At 71.5% G+C, this 1,934-nt stretch carries 2 protein-coding genes; both read left to right on the top strand.

The window, feature by feature from the left end:
• On the top strand, positions 1-696 hold a 696-nt coding region (gene ureA / locus ACFC1R_RS38735; protein WP_375946418.1), incomplete at its 5' end, for an urease subunit gamma.
• 52 nt (positions 697-748) lie between these two features.
• On the top strand, positions 749-1,934 hold a 1,186-nt coding region (locus ACFC1R_RS38730; protein WP_375946417.1), incomplete at its 3' end, for an urease subunit alpha.

The raw sequence follows: 1,934 nt of genomic DNA, 5'->3' as shown, positions 1-1,934 counted from the left end.
ACCGAACGGGACCGGCTGCTGATCTTCACAGCGGCCGAACTGGCCCGTGCCCGGCGCGCCAGGGGCGTCCGCCTCAACGTGCCCGAGGCCACCGCCCTGATCGCCGACACCGTCTGCGAGGCGGCCCGCGACGGCCGCCGCCTCGCCGAGGCCATCGAGGCCGGACGCAGTGTGCTGACCGCCGACGACGTCCTGCCCGGCGTCCCGGACGTGGTCACCGTCATCCAGGTCGAGGCCGTCTTCGACGACGGCACCCGGCTCGCCGTGGTCAACGACCCCTTCAAGGGCGCGGGCTCACTCGGCGACGAGGCCCCGGGCGCCGCACTGATCGGCGAGGGTGCGGGCTACGACCCGATCGAGGAGAGGGTCGTGCTGTCCGTCCACAACACCTCGGCGGTACCGATCTCGGTCACCTCGCACTTCCACTTCTTCGAGGCCAACCCCCGGCTCGCCTTCGACCGCGAGGCCGCCTACGGCACCCACCTCGCCGTCCCGGCGGGCTCCTCGGTCCGCTTCGACCCGGGCGCCACCGTGGAGGTCGGCCTGGTGCCGATCGGCGGCGAGCGCGTCGCGATCGGCTTCGCCGGCCTGGTGGACGGCCCGCTGGACGCCCCCGGGGCCCGCGACGCCGCACTGGCGAAGGCCCGCGCCACCGGCTACCTCACCAGCTTCGACGACGCGGAGCCCGAGTCGTGAGCATCCGCACCACCCGAGTTTCCACCCGCTTCGACAGCCCGGAGACGGCCGCATGAGCGCGATCACTCCCCATGACTACATCTCGGTGCACGGCCCCCGCGCGGGTGACCGCATCCGGCTCGGCGACAGCGGCCTGATCGTCCGGGTCGAGTCCGACTCCCAGGCCCCCGGCGAGGAGTTCCTGGCCGGCTTCGGCAAGACCGCCCGCGACGGACTCCACCTCAAGGCCGCCGCCGTCCGCGACACCTGCGACGTGGTGATCAGCAACGTCCTGGTCATCGACGCGATCCAGGGCATCCGCAAAACCTCCATCGGCATCCGCGACGGCCGGATCGTCTCCATCGGCCGCGCCGGCAACCCCGACACCCTCGACCACATCGACGTCGTCGTCGGCACCGGCACCACCATCGTCTCCGGCGAAGGCATGATCGCCACCGCCGGCGCCATCGACACCCACGTCCACCTCCTCTCCCCCCGCATCATGGAGGCCTCCCTCGCCTCCGGCGTCACCACCATCATCGGCCAGGAATTCGGACCCGTCTGGGGCGTCGGCGTCAACTCCCCCTGGGCCCTGCGCCACGCCTTCAACGCCTTCGACGCCTGGCCCGTCAACATCGGCTTCCTCGGCCGCGGCTCCTCCTCCGACCCCGCCCCCCTCATCGAAGCACTCGCCGAAGGCGGCGCCTCCGGCTTCAAGGTCCACGAAGACATGGGCGCCCACACCCGCGCCCTGGACACCGCCCTGCGCGTCGCCGAGGACTACGACGTCCAGGTCGCCCTCCACACCGACGGCCTCAACGAATGCCTCTCCGTCGAAGACACCCTCTCCGTCCTCGAAGGACGCACCATCCACGCCTTCCACATCGAAGGCTGCGGCGGCGGACACGTCCCCAACGTCCTCAAAATGGCCGGCGTCCCCAACGTCATCGGCTCCTCCACCAACCCCACCCTCCCCTTCGGCCGCGACGCCCTCGGCGAACACTTCGGCATGATCGTCTCCGCCCACGACCTCAAAACCGACCTCCCCGGCGACGCCGCCATGGCCCGCGACCGCATCCGCGCCGGCACCATGGGCGCCGAAGACGTCCTCCACGACCTCGGCGTCATCGGCATCACCTCCTCCGACGCCCAGGGCATGGGCCGCGCCGGCGAAACCGTCCGCCGCACCTTCGCCATGGCCGGCAAAATGAAGACCGAACTCGGCCCCCTCGACGGCACCGACTCCTACGGCACCACCG

The sequence above is a fragment of the Kitasatospora sp. NPDC056138 genome (assembly GCF_042264695.1).
Lineage (GTDB): Bacteria > Actinomycetota > Actinomycetes > Streptomycetales > Streptomycetaceae > Kitasatospora.
This window is presented reverse-complemented; position numbering and strand designations above follow the sequence as displayed.